This is a genomic window from Paenibacillus sp. 2RAB27, assembly GCF_052115445.1.
Classification (GTDB): Bacteria; Bacillota; Bacilli; order Paenibacillales; family NBRC-103111; genus Paenibacillus_E.
On the sequence record NZ_JBFRGR010000003.1, the window covers coordinates 22275 to 37984 of the forward strand.

Genomic DNA, 15710 nt, shown 5'->3' on the forward strand with positions numbered 1-15710 from the left:
ACATGTCCAAAATTACTTTTTTAGGTGCAGGAAGCACGGTTTTTGCAAAAAACGTACTTGGTGATTGTTTGCTTACCCCCGCATTACAAGGCTATGAAATCGCTCTCTTTGATATTGATCACGAACGATTACAAGATTCTGCTAACATGCTGAATAACATCAAGAAAACGAGTGGAAGTACGTCGATTATTAAAGCGTATACGAACCGTAAAGAAGCTTTGAATGGCGCCAAATTTGTGGTAAATGCGATTCAAGTAGGTGGCTATGATCCATGTACGATTACGGATTTTGAAATTCCGAAAAAGTACGGATTGCGACAAACGATTGCTGATACGGTTGGAATTGGCGGTATTTTCAGGAACTTGAGAACGATTCCAGTTATGCTGGATTTCGCTGCGGATATACGTGAAGTGTGTCCAGATGCGCTTTTCCTTAACTACACAAATCCGATGGCTGTTTTGACAAATGTCATGAACACGTATGGCGGTGTGAACACAGTTGGTTTGTGTCATAGCGTGCAAACTTGTGTACCGGAGCTATTTAAACACTTGGAAATTGATCAAACTGGTGTGAAAGCGAAAATCGCTGGGATCAATCATATGGCATGGCTGCTTGAAGTGTCCAAGGATGGTGTCGATCTCTATCCGGAGATTAAGAAACGCGCGGCTGAGAAGCAAAAAGAGAAACACAAAGACATGGTTCGCTACGAAATGATGCTGAAATTCGGCCATTATATTACGGAATCCTCTGAGCATAACGCCGAGTACCATCCGTATTTCATCAAGCGGAATTACCCAGAGCTCGTGGATCGCTTCAACATTCCATTGGATGAGTATCCGCGTCGTTGTATTGATCAAATCAGCCGCTGGAAGAAAATGCGCGAGGATCTCGTGAACGATGCGAATTTGACGCATGTGCGTTCACATGAGTATGCTTCGTATATCTTCGAAGCGATTGAGACGGATGTACCGTTCAAAATCGGCGGGAACGTCATGAATACCGGCTTGATCACGAACTTACCACGTGAAGCTGTTGTTGAAGTGCCGTGTTTGGTTGATCGTAACGGTGTAACACCTACTTACGTAGGGGATCTGCCACCACAGCTGGCGGCGCTGAACCGCACAAATATCAACACGCAGTTGTTGACGATTGAAGCGGCAATTACAGGCAAGCGTGAGCATATTTATCACGCGGCGATGCTGGATCCGCATACATCAGCTGAGTTGTCGATGGACGATATCGTCGCGATGTGCGATGAGTTGATTGAGGCTCATGGCAAGTGGTTGCCAGAGTATAAGTAAGAAATTTGGTCGTGGGGATGATGGTCCCCGCGGCCTTTTTTATTTTGATTTAGCTACCGCTTTGATAGAAGAGCTAAATGAACTCACCGGGGCTGGGCGCATTGTTTAACTGGAAAATCTACAGCTAATTTTACGCTTCGTTGGTGAAAACCACGATTAGATGGAAAAACGGTAGTTATTTTTGACGTATCCGCCAGTTTAGCTGAAAATGGGTGAAATTAACTACGTATTTTACATTTATTTCAAAATATCGGAGGGGAAATGCGAATTTAACTGTATTTTTTCCATTTATTAGCTGCTTGGGTAGAACTTGGCCCTCGTCATAGCGGTATGGAGGCGGCAGAAAAGGGGAGCGGTGTGAGATAGGAGTAAAGTGGAGAGTGGGAGGAGTGTGTGTGAAGAGAGTGATAGGAGTAGAGTAGGATAGGTTTAGGAGTGAGTGGATAGGAGTGAACTGAAGTGGATAGGAGAAGGAAGTCAGTAGGAGCGGCATGGAATAGGAGAGGACTGAAGTGGATAGTAGCAGGAAGTGAGCAGTAGCGGCATGGGATAGGAGAGGACTGGGGAGGACTGGGGAGGACAGAAGCAGGAAGTGAGCAGGAGCAGAGTGGGAAAGTAGCAAGAAGTGAGCTGGTAGGAACGGAAACAAGCTTCAGCAACGCAAATAAGAGCGGGTTACCGCTCTTATCACGCATGCTCGAACTAGTTCGATTTGCTCAGCTGAATCGCGCTACCCACCAAACGCATCGCGAAATGCTTCTTTTAAAGTTTCCAACTCGACGTTCCATATAGGAGCGATCTCGGGGCCAACGTGTTCGCCGAACCAATCAGCAAGCAATCGACGATTGCTGCCATTCTCGACGATGAAGGGGAGATTCAGCATCACTTTTTTCACGTAGATCGTTTCAGCGGACTTGAGTTGCTCTGGGGTKAGCCAAATCTTGAGCCGCTTCACTGTTCGATATAGCTCCTTGTTGCATGCTCTCCGAATGGCACGAGCGTTGGGAAGCTGCTGTTTATGTCGTTCACTTTGTTTCTGATACACCATACAGGGATCGACGCTCCTCTCTCTGTTATGTGTATGCACAGAGAGGGCGGAGAGCGACTCGAGACAAGGACCTATTGCGCCCAAGTTCGTGGAGCATGTGTCGTCTTAGTCTCACGCGGCCCCATATGGGTCATCAGCGCAGGAAGCAGCATGCCTCGAACGAGGAAGGTGTCGATGAGAATACCTGCCGCCATGGCGAAACCAAACAGCAGCAGCTCCTGCAACGGCTGCGTCATTAAGACACAGAAGGTCGCCGCCAGCACGATGCCAGCGGAGGAGATGACGCCGCCCGTTAACGCCGCGCCACGTTGCACAGCCTCTCGCCAAGGATGGCGCCGCGCTTCCTCTTGCACCCTAGACACCAAAATGATGTTATAGTCTACGCCTAACGAGATGAGAAAGATAAACGTGTACACGGGCAGACGGTAGCTGAAGGCATCGTGTCCAAATCCGAAATGAAACACACTCCAGACAACCCCCATCGTAGCCGCGTAGGACAGCAGCATGGTAGCCATCATGGTAAGCGCCAATCGCAGGGAGCGGGCCTGCCAGATCAGCATAACGGTAATCAATAAGGTAATGAGTGAGAAAATAACCCATGTATCCCGTTGATTCATCGAACGGACATCAAGCTGCTCCGCCGTTTGGCCTGCGTAATGCAGGGTGAACTGGCCGGCCTCGAAGCCACTCTGCCCAAGCAAGGCATCGCTATTCTTACGTAAGCTAGAGATCACTTCTAGCGCAGCTTGATCATAGGGATTCATTGTCAGAATCAGCTGGAACTTCATCGTATGCTTAGGTAAATTGGCATTCCCAGGAGTTAACTCAGCTTGATTGACCCCCGGTGTTAGCGAACTAATCCCCTCAGATCCACGGATCAGTCCAGTTAGCTTATCCATTTTGCTAATAAAAGCCTCATCCCAAACGATTTCTTTCTTCGCGTCCAAAAGAACAGTAACTGGCGCTAATTGCCCAGGAGGGAACTGCGCCTCCAACGTGTCAAAACCTTGTCTAGAAGAAATATCGCTAGGGAAGGATTTCATAAGATTAAACGAGTAGCGCATGCCTAGTGTAGATATCGCAGGTGCCACCAGAACGATAATGAGAACAAGAGCGGTTATCCGCGGCTTTGAGGTAACGCGAGTACTTACCCAAGCCCAGAAGCCGCGAGGCTCGTCATTCACAAGAACTGCATCATCCGTACGTGGAATAAACGGCCAGAAAGCTTTTCGCCCAATCAAGGCAAACATTGCAGGAATCAGCGTCAGTCCACCGAGCAGAATAACCACCATCGCGATGGAGAAGACAGGCGCAAAGTTATGATAGGGCTTGAATACAGCAGCGAATAACGTGAGCATGGCAATGAGCACGGTGCCGCCGCTGAAGAAAATCGGTTCAGCCACGTTGGAGAAAGCTTTCGACATCGCATCGTACTTAGAATCCGTTGTCCGCAGAGCGGAACGATAGCGCGCAATAATAAATAAGCAGTAATCGGTCAGCACAGCGAAAAGTAAGATCATCATGATGGAGAGGGATTGCTTCTCGACGAAAATCCAGCCCATTTTGCCTGCTAAGCCTATGACCCTATCGACAACTGCATACACCATGCCTGCGATAACCAAGGGTAACAAAGCCAACAGCGGTGATCGGTATATGATGATTAAAATGATAAGAATGATCCCCAGTGTGGCGAGCATTAGCACAAAATCGGCCTTTTTGAAGAGCATAATGGTATCGGATGAAATGCCAGCAGGACCTGTGATGTCAAGCTTCATAGCCCCCAAACCTTGCTGCTCGGACTTATGACGAATCTGTTCAAGTGTATCGTAAACAGGACCAGATGCCAGATCCTTTTGGAGAGAGACGGTTAACAAGAGCGTTGTACGATCTGCGGAAAATAAGAGCTCTTGTTGCGCCGCGGGCATTTGATGAAAAGGAAGAGAACGTGTGACGTATGCCGGTTTCTGATCAGAAGCCAGCCACGAACTGATGCCAGTTATAGCGCCTCGTTCAGCAGTCGTGATAGGGTGCTCGGAATGGAACACGAGGATGGCAGTTAAGCCGTCCGTGGAAGGATAGGCCTCTTGTAATAACTGTTTAGCTTCTTCAGATAATGTATGGCCAGCTAAGCTGCCTTCACCGCCGCTTTGGGCGACTTCTTTGGAAGATGGTGCAAATGCGCTTAATAAAAGGATGGCAGCTAGCCAGCTAATGAGTACAATTTTGACGCCTTTGGCACTGCTAACGAACTGGGCAAGACGTGTTAATGCATGTTTCATGGCAGGTTCATTCCCCTCTCCTAAATCTACTTCAAATAGTAGGAGAGGAATATGAACGGATGATGAATGCAAGATTACATTCGGGGCAGGCGGGCAGTGAACGTCGTCCCTTTGCCGAGCTCACTTTGCACATGAATGCTGCCACCGTGCAGCTCAATGATTTTCTGAACAATGGATAAACCAAGGCCAGTGCCAGCACTGGCGCGGTTCCGTGCGCGATCCGCTTTGTAGAAGCGGGTGAAAATATGAGGCAGCTCCGTCTCTGACATACCAATCCCTGTATCTCGCACCACGACAGTGACCTCCGTCTCTGATGACCGAATCGCAATGTGTAACGCGTCATGAGGACGAGCATATTTGATACCATTCGTAATGAGGTTCAGCCAAACTTGATGCAGCAATTGGTGGTCGGCCGAGACGTCGGTTTCCGGTAGATCCAGTTCGATGTCGAGCTCCTTTTCCGACCATTGCCACTCCGTATGAATCAGAATTTGGCGGATTTGTTCATCCAGCCGGTACATCGTGCGCTTAACTACAAGACTCTCTTTATCTAATGAGGCTAGCGTTAGCAGCTGTTTACTGAGGGAGGACAATCGTTTGCTTTCGTCTAAAATGATATGAAGATAGCGCTCCTTCTCCTCCTCGGAGGTCGTCTGATCCAGTATGGATTGGGCGAAGCCCTGAATCGAAGTTAACGGAGACTGGATTTCATGGGAGACATTGCCCACGAATTCCTGCCGCATAGCTTCTACCTGTTTGAGCGATTGCGCCATGAAGGTAAAATCTCGCGCAAGCTCCCCGATTTCATCCTGACGGGAAACGTCCATCTTCATTTCGTAGCTGCCGCCAACAATCCGTTTCGTAGCTTCTCGCAATTTTTTGACAGGCCTGACGATGAATTGGGAAAAAATAATGATGAGAACGATGCTGAATAGGAAGGTAAGTCCGAGCAGGAAAGCCATCAGGACGCGCACGCCGCCGATCTGCTGTTCCAGATTAGGCCGTACAAACAAGGCATACGTTTTCCCTTGTACCTGAACGGGAACACCGATACTGTTGCGCAGGCTATTTTCAAAATAGCCGATAACCATCAGAAGATGACGCTCCTGCAGCATCCCGCGGTACGTTTCTCCCGCTAAAACACGCTGAATTTGCTCTGGATCCAACTGCGTATGTTTATACGGCGTTCCATAGAAGGTCCCCGCCATCTGCTCATTCACGACATAAAGCTGGAATCCCATATTGGCAATATGTGTGAAGAATGTTGCAGGCTCGACCTGAGGCACTTCTTCATAAAGTGTGCGAATCTCCGTCGTTATTTTCCAAATTTGTTCCTCGTTCTGATCCCTTAATTTGGCTAGATAATACCAATTCGAAAGAAAGAGAGCGAGCACAGAACTGACCATCGCGATGAGAATAAACGTAACAACGATGCGAAAATATAATGTTTTCATCCTTCCGTCACCTCAAGCTTGTAACCAAGTCCTCTCACCGTCGTAATCATAAAGTCACTAGTTTTCTCATAAAAACGCTCCCGCAGTCGCTTGATATGAACATCGATGGTTCGGCTGTCACCCTCATAATCCGTGCCCCATAGCATTTGAATCAGTTGCTCACGCGTGAAAATGCGACCTGGATGACTCGCTAATTGGGCGAGCAGCTGGAATTCTTTGAGCGGCAGCAGCAGTGTTTCACCTGCGATCGTGACTTCATAGCTTTTGCGGTTGATGACCGTTTGACCAAGTGTAATCATCTCTGAGGAAACCAGCTGATATCGGCGCAATAACGCACGCGTACGGAAGAGGAGCTCCTTGGGCTCGAACGGCTTGACCACGTAATCATCGGTGCCTGAAGCAAAGCCTCGTTCTTTATCTTCAATCTCACCTTTGGCTGTCACAAGAAGAACTGGAATATCGTAATGCTCGCGGATTTCCGCGCATAGCTCCAGGCCGTCCCGCAGCGGCATCATGACATCGACAACGGCGAGATGAATTTGTTCGGTTTCCAACAGCCTCGAAGCTTGCTCACCGTCACTTGCTTCAAAGACCGCATACCCTTCTTTGGAAAAAAGGAAGCGCATGAGTTCGCGAATATGGGCATCGTCATCGGCGACGAGTATATGTGTTTTCATTGGGGAAGCACCTTCTTCATAAGGAATCAATTGAGCTTGGCATCAGTGTAAACGAAAAAAAACCTTAATGCCACTTCTGATATCGAGGCGTCTGCAGAGGACGTTTCGAGGAGCAGAAGAAGCTTAAGGTAATGCTCGAATAACATCAGAACCAGTGCGGCCATTTAATAGACCTCGATATAGCCGATCATCGGACCATTATGCGCCATATCCGTATGCGTCATGCAGATGAGGCGATACGTCCCCGCTTGGTTGGCGGTAAAATGAACGATCGTTTCTTTGCCTTTTTTGATCTCACCGGAGATATTGAGTCCTTCGATGAAAAAGGGGTGGCTCTCGCCATTGATGCCAAGGATGCTAAGCTTGATATGCTCGCCTTTCTTAACGGCAATGGTGCCAGGGTCCCAGCGGTAAGCCTCGATGGTTTTGCCATCAGCTGTGGTGGATTTGAACTCCCCAACAACCATGTGAATGGTGCGTTCTGCCGTGGGTTCGGCGAAGGTGGGCAAAATGCTTGCTCGATTCACATACAGCCATCCAATAAGAAGGATTAGAAGTGCGGCTGCTAGCTGATAGAAATGCTTGCGTTTGACAATCCATACTCGGGACATAGGGTCCGCCTCCTGTACAAGGGTCTTGTACATCTTATGCGGGGGCTTGTCAGCGCATGAATTGGAATTGGAATTGCAAGTGCAAGTGCAAGTGCAAGTGCAAGTGCAAGTGCAAGTGCAGTGCTCCTACCACCAATCTGTAGGGTAGGAGGTGCGTGTTGCCCGGTGGTACCCGCAGGCAACGAGCACGATCAGCGCTGCGCCGAGCAGCACCGGCGTGAGCAGGAAGCTCCATCCGGCGCCTGTGAGCATCACGAGCAGCGGGTCGGCGCCTGCGGGCGGATGCAGCGTGCGCGTCAGCTGCATAAGCGTGATGGCGGCGCCGACCGCGAGGGCGAGGCTCCACGCGTGCACGCCGATCGCGTGGAGGGCGCAGAGCCCGACGAGCGTGCTCAGCACGTGGCCGCCGATGAGGCTGCGGGGCTGCGCGAGCGGGCTCTGCGGGAGCGCGAAGGCGATGACGCAGGAGGCGCCGAAGGGCGCCATCAGCAGCGAGGTGTGGGCGAGGTCGCCGAGCAAGCTGCACAGCAGGATGGCGATGAAGCCGCCGATGCCGGGGATGAGTTTGATGAACAGGGGAGAGAGTCGTAGTCGAAGACGAGTGAACATGTGGGGTGTGCCTCTTTTCATCGTGATATCCCTGATGGTATCATGAGTTTATGTATTTGAATAACGAATGATTATGATATCTAGTATTTGATAATCCGATGGGTGGTATGTTGGTTATGCTGGAACAACTGGATGGACGAAGTATGAAAACCTTCGTTACGGTCATGGAGGAGAAGAGCTTCAGTAAAGCCGCTCAGAAGCTCGGTTACGTTCAATCCACGGTGACGATGCACATTCTTCAGTTGGAGCAGACCTTAGGACAGGCGCTTTTTACACGGTTGCCGCGCGGGGTTGAATTGACAGCAGCGGGCCGAGAGGTGGCGCCTTTTGCCTATCGATTCTTACAGTTGGGAGAATCCTTACAGGAGAAACTAACGGGCTTGCAAGAGCCCAAAGGTGTGGTGCGCCTGCGCGCGCTGGAATCGTTCTGCGTGCCGCATCTCCCGATGATGCTGCCGACGTTGTTCGAGCAGTTTCCGCACATCCAGCTGCAGCTGGAAACGGGCTTTCAACGCGACATTGTTCAGGAGGTATCGGCGTACCGTGTAGATTTAGGCATTGTGCCGCGTGATCCCAAGGTGCGAAATCTCACTTTTATCCCGTTGCTCGTGGATGAATTGGTGTGGGTGGGGGCTCCGGCGCTAGTGAAGCGCATCGAGCTGGAAGGCTGGGAAGCGCTGGCACAGACACAGGTCATCGGCTTTGGCAGCCGCTGCATTTATCAATCATTGGCCTCTCAGGTACTGATGACGGACAAAGGGCTTGCTACTTTTACCGAAATGGCCTTCGACAGCACGGAAATGCTCAAACAGACGATGATGTGCGGCATGGGCCTCTCCTTGCTGCCTGTCACTTCCGTTCAGAAAGAGCTGGAAGCGGGTCAGTTGCTTCGCGTTGAGTCGGAGACAGCGATTCCGTTGGAACATGGGCTGATTCACCGTGCCGGCAAAGAGCTCAGCGCACCTGTGGAAGCTTGCAAATCGCATATCTTGGCTTATTTCAGCAATGAGTTGCATACAAGTAGAGGATAGCGGCATGTCTATGATAGAATGTGGATGGGATTAGATTAGATTAGATTAGGCAATGGGTACAAGTTAGACCTCATAGGGGAAGTATTAGGCATTTAATAGGAAAAACTACAGCTAAATATGAGGATTTCAACGGCAGAATTAGAATACATGGAAAATATCCAGCTAATTTGCGGATTATAGGTAATTTCGAGTGGAATAGGCGAATTTAGATGGATAAAATCCAGCTATTTTCTTTCTTTTGACCCTATGGGCCCAATTAGATGTACTTTTTCCAGCTAAGTAAGTTGCCAATGTATGGGAAAGTGAAACGAAGAGAGGGTTACGTATGCATGAGTTGATTCAAAGTGTTTTGGTGTATTTGGAAGGTTTGGGGTACTGGGGAATATTCCTTGGACTTATGCTGGAGGTCATTCCGAACGAATTGCTTTTAGCCTACGCAGGGTATCTCGTATCCAAAGGTCAAATTAACTTCGTAGGTGGTATGGTTTGCGCGGTCGTCGGGGGAACTTTGGCCCAAATCGTGCTATATTGGATCGGACGTTATGGCGGCAGGCCATTTCTGGAGAGATATGGCAAATACCTGCTGATCAGCAAGCATCATATCGATGTGGCGGAAAGCTGGTTTAACCGGTACGGCACGGGTATGATTTTTACAGCGAGATTTATTCCGATTGTGCGTCATGCGATCTCATTGCCAGGCGGTATGGCGAAGATGCCTTTGGGGAAATTCTCCCTTTACACGGCATTAGCTTTGGTTCCTTACTCCTTTCTGTATATTTATTTGGGCATGAAATTGAAGGACAACTGGGAGACGATTGGCGAGTACGCAGGGCCTTATATTAAACCTTTGATTATCGCTGCGATCGTGCTGACAATCCTGTATGCGGGCTATCAATTTTATCTCAAAAGAAAAAAGAAAATCTAGTAAGGTTGATTTGGCGGTTTCGCCTGCTTTTGATACAATGAATGAGAAATAGGATGATCCTGGGAGGATGACAACGATGGGTGCAAATCTTGCTAGTAAGCTGGGTACTGGCCTCAAGCCGAAACAGTTTATCGAAAGTATGGAAAAAAATAAAGAGCAATTTTTAGCTTATTATGATGGCTTTGCTTGGGACAATGAAGAGGATAAGGAATATTTCGAATCTCTTAACAATCGCGATGATCTTCGCTGCTTGATTATTGCTGCTGACTGGTGTGGCGACGTTGTTCGCAACGTGCCTGTTGTATTCAAGGCTTTGGAAGATAGCGGCGTTCCAACCGAGGTTCTCATTATTGAGCAAAATTATGATGTAATTGATCAGTTCTTAACAGGCGGCGGACGTGGGATTCCGATCGTCGTATTCACAGATACAGGCGGATTCTCGCTTGGGCACTGGGGGCCTCGTCCGAAAAACGTGCAAGCGGTTATGACGCAGTTCAAGAAAGAAAATCCAGATCGCGATGCGGCAGATTATAACGAAAAAATTCAAGTAGCCAGAGCCGAAATGGGCCGTCAATATGGCGAAGGTAACGGATATCATGCTGTTATTGTGAAGGAACTTCGTTCATTGATCGAGTCGTTCTAAAAGGTGAGGGTGGCATCACGATGATCAACATTCAATCCTTCGTCCTGGGTCCGGTTCAGACGAACGCGTACTTACTGTCGAATCCAGAGACGAATCAAGGTATTATTATCGATCCCGGTATGAATCCGAAGTCGCTGATTAAGAAAATTGCCGACATGGATATCGTGGCGATTCTACTGACGCATGCGCATTTCGATCACATTGGGGGCGTTGACGAGATTCGTAAGCTCAAGGGCTGTCCGGTGTATATTCACGACCTAGAAGCCGATTGGCTGACGAATCCGAAGAAGAATGGCTCCGCTCGCTGGCCAGAACTTGGGACTTTAGTTGAGACGGACCCGGCAGAGTTCGCGCTGGATGAGGGGCAAGTGCTGGAGTTCCTGGGCATTAAGCTCAAGGTGTTCCACACCCCAGGCCACTCGCCAGGAAGCGTGAGCTTCTTGTATGACAAACACCTGTTCAGTGGTGATGTGTTGTTTAAACTATCGGTCGGTCGTACCGACCTGCTTGGTGGAGACAACAATACCCTGCTGGATTCCATCCAGGATAAGTTGTTCCTGCTGGATGACGACGTCATCGTCTACTCAGGGCACGGCGCCAAGACGACGATTGGCTTCGAACGTGAGAATAACCCATACGTGTAAGGCGATTAGGACTGCTCCCTCTGATGAGGGGGCGGTCCTTTTTGTGTATACGGATGGGGAAGAGGAGTAAGTCGAAATAATCGAGTTACAGGAAACAAGTGGAGAAGTAGCCGCTGTAAGTCGAAATAATCGAGTTACAGGATGAGCAAGTGGAGAAGTAGCCGCTGCAAGTCGAAATAATCGAGTTACGGGATGAGCAAGTGGAGAAGTAGCCGCTGCAAGTCGAAATAATCGAGTTACAGGATGAGCAAGTGGAGAAGTAGCCGCTGCAAGTCGAAATAATCGACTATCTCCAAATTATGCTCGTTCGCCCATGACACCCACCCAATTTATTTATAAACTGGGTATTTACCGTGTGCAACGTAGGTGCTTCCCCATAGACTGATGTTGTAAGCTATTCACCCAACTTCAACAATAACCTCTGAGTTAAACAGTAAGCCTGTGTAAGTCCCTTTTGGGAAAATATGAAGGAGGTGCTCTTCCATGGAATATGTTAAAGTTCCGAATTACCCAATGCAACCAATGCCAATGCCAATGCCAACCCCGATGCCAATGCCAATGCCTACACCGCTTCCAGCGCCAGCGCCAATTATGCAACAACCGATGCACAATAATATCCACCTGCACGCGTCCTACCAACAAACTGAATTTGTGTTCCCGAAACCGGTTCACACGCAAGCAGTTGCTTGCCCTCCGAAAAACAATTCGGCCGCTAGTATCTTAGTACTTTTCATTTTACTAGTTATTATTACGCGCAGCATTTGTAAATATTGATTTACGGATTGCTCGGGTAAAAAGAGAGGTAATCCCACGAGGCCTAGGGGTCTTGGTGGGGTTGCCTTTTTTTGTTTGTGAAAAAAAGGATTGTCTATTACGATGAAGTCATGTAAAATTCGTCATGATTACAAACAATTTCATAAACTAGCTTAATAGGTGCTTTCTGCTGAATCTAGCGGAAGCTTAAAAGGGAAGTTCGGTTCAATTCCGATGCGGTCCCGCCACTGTAACGCTGAGCTAACAATCATAGCCACTCTCGATAACAAGAGGGGAAGGAGATTGTACAAGCGATGAAGCGAAGCCAGGAGACCTGCCTGATAAGTAATGTATTTTTTTTCTCACGAGGATGGGAGGAAGATGTTTCTTTGCATTTGCCAAAAAGAGTGGTTAGTCGTTAGATTAACACGATTCTTACAAAGACATCTTTCCTCTGGAACTCGGGGAAGGGTGTTTTTCGTTTATCCACTATTTTAAGGAAGATGAAGGTGATTAGTTTGTTCAGTTTGATGATGAAAAAAGGGATTTCTGCTCTTCTAAGTTTGGCACTAATAACTTTATTGCTCGTCCCACAAGTTGCGAGAGCAGTCGATGCAAATCCAAGTACGAAATTAAATACAATGATTGCGGATACGGTCTCATTTTATGAGCAAAATCGGTCTAATCTCAACTCATGGTGGCAAATGGTTGCGCTATGGGGAGCAGGGGAAGATTTGCATAATGGTAAGTGGACGCTGCCTTCTTGGGAACAAAGTGATCCTGGTGATTTATTAGCAACCGATCATAGTACTTACCACATCAATTTAATCTTCGGATTGTTGGCCATGAATCTTGATCCTTCCCATGCATGGGAAACGAATCGTAATTTGTACGCAGAGTTAGCAGCTCAGCAAAATCCATCAACAGGTTCCTTCGGAGAATCTAATCGACAGATATGGACGATGCTTGCTCTGGATACAGGTAAGAAAAGGGGATACAACGTCGGGAGCTGGAACGATGCAGCCAAGGAGAAAGCGTTAAGTTACTTACTTAGCTTACTATTGTCTGATGGCGGGTTTGCTTTCTTTGGAAGTGAATCAGATACAGATATTACAGGGATGGCACTGCTAGCTTTAGGGAATTATCAATCGAATAGTGCTGCAGTAACTGCGGCTAACCGTGCTAAGGCTTTATTGAAGCAAAGACAATTAACTAATGCTGGCTTTGATTCCCCAGGTCAATGGGTCAATGGGGACAACTCCAACAGCTGGGCAACGTCTGTATCAGGTCTGGTGGCTATTAGAGAAGATGTATTGTCCCCAAACTGGGTCGTCAACAATCAAACAGTTGTAGATGCCGTTTATAACTTCGTGCTTCCAGATGGCACTTTTTCCTGGCAAGTGACAGATCTAAAACAGAACTTAATGGCAACAGAACAAGTATTGATCGCACTAACAGATATTCAGCAGAGTAAATCAGTTTGGCAGCGTTTAGCAGATAAGCCAAATTTAACTACCGTACAAATAAATGTTAATGGCATTAATAGTCCGATACTGCCACAACAGTCGATAACTGCAGCAGTCTATGGCAGTCAGCCGACAGCCATGGATGCTTTGAAACAAGTGCTCGAGAAGTCTAACATCAACTTTGTCATTCAAAACAGTAGTTATGGTCCCTATCTCTCCTCAATTGCAGGTCAAACTGCAGGAACTCTTGGCGGATACGACGGTTGGATGTACAAAGTTAACGGGGTATCACCGCAAGTCGGTGCAGCAGATTATATTTTAAACGACGATGATATCGTTACGTTTTATTATGGCCGTTGGCCTTCCATTGCGATCGCTTCGAATACGAACATCGGAATACTCAACCCTAGTTTGCAGATTAAACTAGTCGGCGACACGTTCACTTCTGGTGCTAATACCGCAGCGAATTGGAGTTTCGATCCTGGCACTACAGGTTTGACGATTGATCATATTACGCAAGAAAGCAATCAACAAGATCTTGTTATAACTTTTGCAGGTCAAGGTCAAACAGGAGCTCTTAAGCTCCAAGCATTGCCAGCAGCCTTGGTTAGTAACTCGGCAAGTAATAAGTTGACCATTCATAATGTGAGCACGACGAGTGATCAGATCGTCAATGTTGGTGCGAATGAGTCCAATGTATCCTTCTCGACGGATGATAATGATCCAGCGACGAACAAGATTACTCTTTCATTCACGACACCATTTTTGCCAGAGGTTATTGCTAAACGAGGCAGTACGGAGTTGGATATACCGGCTTATACAGAAGTTACATCAGTTGCGTGGAATAATAAGATTCAATTGCCAAGCATTCTGAGTACAACCGATAACTCTGTGACGAATAAAGTAAGTGGAGTACTTACCGGCAGTGGTAGTAGACTAGACAGTATCGATTCACGCATTAAAGTGGGTGGTGATAGCCGCATCCAGTTTAATCAACACGTTACACTGAAATTGAAGGGGATGGGTGATCGTAACGCCGGTTTCATAGATGAAAACGGTAATTTCACTGCAATACATAAATATGACAACAGCAACTATCGAAACGATGATGTGTATGCTTACAGTGAGAATGGCGACTTAATTATTAAAACGAAGCATTTCACGGAGTTCTTAGCCTTTAAATCGACGTTAGTAACAGCGCCTGGTCCTGGTGGTGGATCTGGACCTAGTACTACACAAAAGGTTACACTTTCTGTTGAGAAACGCTCTCTGGGTGAAGGAGATATCATTGCTCCAATAACGGTTACCTTGCAATCTGGCGATACAGCGTTTACGTTGCTACAACGGGTACTTGGTACCCAAAGTACTGCTCTGTCTTATACAGGTTCAGGTGCAAGCATCTATGTACAATCGATTGATCACTTAGGGGAGTTTGATAAAGGACAGCTAAGTGGCTGGATGTACTCCGTGAACGGGGTCTTTCCAAAATACAGCGCGGGTATCTACACATTACAGAATAACGACGTTCTTCGTTGGCAGTACACGAAAGATCTTGGGAAAGACATTGGTGAGGCATATACCCCGCCAGTAGGAGGGGGTAGTGGTAACGTTGTTAACCCTAATAACCCTGGTAAGCCTGCGGAACCTACGGAACCAACCGAAGAAACCAAAAACACACTGGCTACAAAATATGAAGATGCTGTTGCTATTTCCAGTTGGGCACTGGAAGCAGTAGCTAAAGTCACTACGTTGGGATTTATGGAAGGTAACGGAACTAATTTTGAGCCGAAACGCGAATTAACAAGAGCAGAGTTTGCGGCACTCATCGTCCGTTATACAGGAAGTGAGTTAGTAACTGGTGAGTTAGATTTTGACGATGTTAGCACAGAAGATTGGTATTTCAAGTATATCGTAACCGCGAAATCGAAGGGATTGATCACAGGGATTTCAGATCATGCCTTTGCACCGAATCAAACGATTTCCAGACAGGAAATGGCTGTAATTCTGGGTCGTTTACAAGGTGTTGCGATGGAGGGACAGCTAGCGGTTGACCTTAAAGACCAATCATTTGTTGCTGACTGGGCATTACCTTACGTTAATCAAGCTATTAAATCCGGATTATTGACAGAGGATAACGGATATTTCAACCCGTTGCTTCCTGTAACCAGAGAGATGGTCGCAGTGGTTATTATGAGACTGCACCAGCAGAAAAAGTAGAACGAGCTTTAACGAAGAAGGGGAGAAATCCTCTTCTTTCCCGGTCGGATGC

13 protein-coding genes and 1 riboswitch are annotated in these 15710 nt (G+C 47.6%); of the genes, 7 read left to right on the top strand and 6 right to left on the bottom strand.

Going from position 1 to position 15710, the window contains the following annotated elements:
* Positions 1-2 precede the first annotated feature (2 nt).
* Complete coding sequence (locus tag AB4114_RS05390) at positions 3-1301, top strand: alpha-glucosidase/alpha-galactosidase (protein WP_441987503.1); 1299 nt, start codon at positions 3-5, stop codon at positions 1299-1301.
* A 730-nt stretch (positions 1302-2031) separates the two neighbouring features.
* Here AB4114_RS05390 and AB4114_RS05395 read toward each other — a convergent pair.
* The 6 genes from AB4114_RS05395 to AB4114_RS05420 form a co-directional block, all read right to left on the bottom strand.
* Complete coding sequence (locus AB4114_RS05395) at positions 2032-2349, bottom strand: dehydrogenase (protein WP_171634486.1); 318 nt, start codon at positions 2347-2349, stop codon at positions 2032-2034.
* Between the two features lie 71 nt (positions 2350-2420).
* The gene (locus AB4114_RS05400; RefSeq protein WP_441987504.1) at positions 2421-4628 is read right to left on the bottom strand and encodes an MMPL family transporter; all 2208 of its coding nucleotides are present in this window, start codon (positions 4626-4628) and stop codon (positions 2421-2423) included.
* Positions 4629-4702: 74 nt separating this feature from the next.
* Complete coding sequence (locus AB4114_RS05405) at positions 4703-6082, bottom strand: sensor histidine kinase (protein ID WP_441987505.1); 1380 nt, start codon at positions 6080-6082, stop codon at positions 4703-4705.
* On the bottom strand, positions 6079-6759 hold the full coding sequence (locus tag AB4114_RS05410; RefSeq protein WP_441987506.1) for a response regulator transcription factor: 681 nt from the start codon (positions 6757-6759) through the stop codon (positions 6079-6081). The genes AB4114_RS05405 and AB4114_RS05410 overlap by 4 nt, the downstream gene beginning before the upstream one ends.
* Before the next feature lie 164 nt (positions 6760-6923).
* Positions 6924-7370, bottom strand: coding sequence for a cupredoxin domain-containing protein (locus tag AB4114_RS05415; protein WP_171634480.1), 447 nt, complete (start codon positions 7368-7370; stop codon positions 6924-6926).
* A gap of 126 nt (positions 7371-7496) precedes the next feature.
* Positions 7497-7979, bottom strand: a complete 483-nt coding sequence (locus AB4114_RS05420; RefSeq protein WP_441987507.1) for an HPP family protein — start codon at positions 7977-7979, stop codon at positions 7497-7499.
* Positions 7980-8095: 116 nt separating this feature from the next.
* Between AB4114_RS05420 and AB4114_RS05425 the strand changes: the two genes are divergently transcribed.
* The 6 genes from AB4114_RS05425 (at position 8096) to AB4114_RS05450 (ending at position 15658) form a co-directional block, all read left to right on the top strand.
* Complete coding sequence (locus tag AB4114_RS05425; protein WP_441987508.1) at positions 8096-9010, top strand: LysR family transcriptional regulator; 915 nt, start codon at positions 8096-8098, stop codon at positions 9008-9010.
* 325 nt (positions 9011-9335) lie between these two features.
* Positions 9336-9935 carry a DedA family protein gene (locus tag AB4114_RS05430; RefSeq protein WP_441987509.1) on the top strand — a complete coding sequence of 200 codons (600 nt, stop codon included), beginning with the start codon at positions 9336-9338 and terminating at the stop codon, positions 9933-9935.
* A gap of 76 nt (positions 9936-10011) precedes the next feature.
* On the top strand, positions 10012-10578 hold the full coding sequence (locus tag AB4114_RS05435) for a thioredoxin family protein (protein WP_171634474.1): 567 nt from the start codon (positions 10012-10014) through the stop codon (positions 10576-10578).
* Positions 10579-10598: 20 nt separating this feature from the next.
* Positions 10599-11222, top strand: coding sequence for an MBL fold metallo-hydrolase (locus AB4114_RS05440; protein WP_441987510.1), 624 nt, complete (start codon positions 10599-10601; stop codon positions 11220-11222).
* A gap of 483 nt (positions 11223-11705) precedes the next feature.
* Positions 11706-11996, top strand: coding sequence for a hypothetical protein (locus AB4114_RS05445; RefSeq protein ID WP_441987511.1), 291 nt, complete (start codon positions 11706-11708; stop codon positions 11994-11996).
* Between the two features lie 140 nt (positions 11997-12136).
* Positions 12137-12331: riboswitch (cobalamin riboswitch) on the top strand.
* A gap of 153 nt (positions 12332-12484) precedes the next feature.
* Entirely contained in the window at positions 12485-15658 is a 3174-nt protein-coding gene (locus AB4114_RS05450) for a DUF4430 domain-containing protein (protein ID WP_441987512.1), read from the top strand.
* The last annotated feature ends 52 nt before the right edge of the window (positions 15659-15710 follow it).

Bases quoted from the DNA above. Each gene is read 5' to 3' on its own strand.
- AB4114_RS05390 (WP_441987503.1), top strand. From the start codon at position 3: ATGTCCAAAATTACTTTTTTAGGTGCAGGAAGCACGGTTTTTGCAAAA.
- AB4114_RS05400 (WP_441987504.1), bottom strand. From the start codon at position 4,628: ATGAAACATGCATTAACACGTCTTGCCCAGTTCGTTAGCAGTGCCAAA.
- AB4114_RS05405 (WP_441987505.1), bottom strand. From the start codon at position 6,082: ATGAAAACATTATATTTTCGCATCGTTGTTACGTTTATTCTCATCGCG.
- AB4114_RS05410 (WP_441987506.1), bottom strand. From the start codon at position 6,759: ATGAAAACACATATACTCGTCGCCGATGACGATGCCCATATTCGCGAA.
- AB4114_RS05415 (WP_171634480.1), bottom strand. From the start codon at position 7,370: ATGTCCCGAGTATGGATTGTCAAACGCAAGCATTTCTATCAGCTAGCA.
- AB4114_RS05420 (WP_441987507.1), bottom strand. From the start codon at position 7,979: ATGTTCACTCGTCTTCGACTACGACTCTCTCCCCTGTTCATCAAACTC.
- AB4114_RS05425 (WP_441987508.1), top strand. From the start codon at position 8,096: ATGCTGGAACAACTGGATGGACGAAGTATGAAAACCTTCGTTACGGTC.
- AB4114_RS05430 (WP_441987509.1), top strand. From the start codon at position 9,336: ATGCATGAGTTGATTCAAAGTGTTTTGGTGTATTTGGAAGGTTTGGGG.
- AB4114_RS05435 (WP_171634474.1), top strand. From the start codon at position 10,012: ATGGGTGCAAATCTTGCTAGTAAGCTGGGTACTGGCCTCAAGCCGAAA.
- AB4114_RS05440 (WP_441987510.1), top strand. From the start codon at position 10,599: ATGATCAACATTCAATCCTTCGTCCTGGGTCCGGTTCAGACGAACGCG.
- AB4114_RS05445 (WP_441987511.1), top strand. From the start codon at position 11,706: ATGGAATATGTTAAAGTTCCGAATTACCCAATGCAACCAATGCCAATG.